General features: G+C 68.4%; 2 protein-coding genes. Both read right to left on the minus strand.

The genetic code is table 11. The annotated features are described in order from the left end of the window. Positions 1-112: 112 nt before the first annotated feature. Positions 113-448, minus strand: coding sequence for an NAD(P) transhydrogenase subunit alpha part 2 (locus AC1DWC_RS26650; RefSeq protein WP_477912892.1), 336 nt, complete (start codon positions 446-448; stop codon positions 113-115). Beyond that, positions 448-1,364, minus strand: a 917-nt coding sequence (locus tag AC1DWC_RS26655; RefSeq protein WP_477912894.1) for an NAD(P) transhydrogenase subunit alpha, incomplete at its 5' end; no start/stop codon positions are given. The genes AC1DWC_RS26655 and AC1DWC_RS26650, both read right to left, overlap by 1 nt.

Here is a 1,364-nt window from a genome sequence, read left to right on the forward strand (position 1 = left end):
ACGGCGGCGATGTAGTTGCCGCGGACCGCGGTCTTCGGGCCGGTCAGACCCGACAGACCGTAGATGAACATCGAGAACGCGACGATGTACAGGATCGTGACGAGGTAGCCCATCAGAGGTCAGCCCCCTTCTTCTCGGCCGCCGCCTTGGGGGCGTCCTTCTTGGGCTTGAACATCGCGAGCATGCGGTCGGTCACCACGAAACCACCGACCACGTTCAAGGTGCCGAACACCAACGCGACGAACAGGATGAKCTTGATGCTCCACGGCGCGTCACCSGGAAGATGCCCCAGCACCACCAGCGCACCGAGCACCACGATGCCGTGRATGGCGTTGGTGCCCGACATCAACGGCGTGTGCAAGGTGTTGGGCACCTTGGAGATGACGGCGAACCCGACGAACCCGGCCAGGACCAGRATCGCGATGTTCGCGAGAAGTTCGTTGTACATCAGGCAGTCGCCTCCTTGCGGGTGACGCACGCGGCGGCGAGCACCTCGTCGTCGAAGTCCGGCGCAATGGCGCCGTTCTCGTCGAGCATCAACTCGATCAACGCGTACAGGTTCTTCGAGTACAGCTCACTCGAGTGCTCCGGCATCGTCGCCGGCAGGTTCAACGGGGAACAGATCGTCACCCCGTGCTTGACCGCGGTCTGRCCGGGCTCGGTCAGCTCGCAGTTGCCGCCGGTCTCMCCGGCGAGGTCSACGATCACCGAGCCGGGCTTCATGCCCTCCACCGCGGCGGCCGTGACCAGGCGCGGCGCCGGACGACCCGGCACCAGSGCGGTGGTGATGACCACGTCGAAMCCCTTGATCGCGTTCTCGAGGGCCTGCTGCTGCTGGGCCTGCTCGGCCTCGGTCAGCTGGCGGGCGTAACCGCCCTCACCGGCCGCGTCGATGCCSAGGTCGAGCCACTGCGCACCGACCGAGCGGACCTGGTCGGCGACCTCSGGGCGCACGTCGTAGCCGGTGACCCGGCCACCGAGACGCTTCGCCGTGGCSAGGGCCTGCAGGCCCGCGACGCCGACRCCGAGGACCAGCACSGTSGCGGGCTTGACGGTGCCGGCGGCGGTGGTGAGCATCGGGAAGTACCGGGTGGACTCCGACGCCGCCACGATCACCGACTTGTAGCCGGCGACGTTCGCCTGCGAGGACAACGCGTCCATCACCTGSGCGCGGGAGATCCGCGGGATCGCCTCGACGGCGTAGGCCTCGACACCGGCGGCGGCGAGYGCGGCGATGCCGGACTCGTTGGTGCGCGGGGCGAGGAACCCGATCAGCTTCTGACCCGGCCGCAGCCGCGCGGTCTCCTCGGTGTTGGGGGCGGCGACCTTGAGGACCACGTCGGCGGACCAGGCGTCGCCGATGG

The sequence above is a fragment of the Rhodococcus sp. P4_C10 genome, from assembly GCF_056402135.1.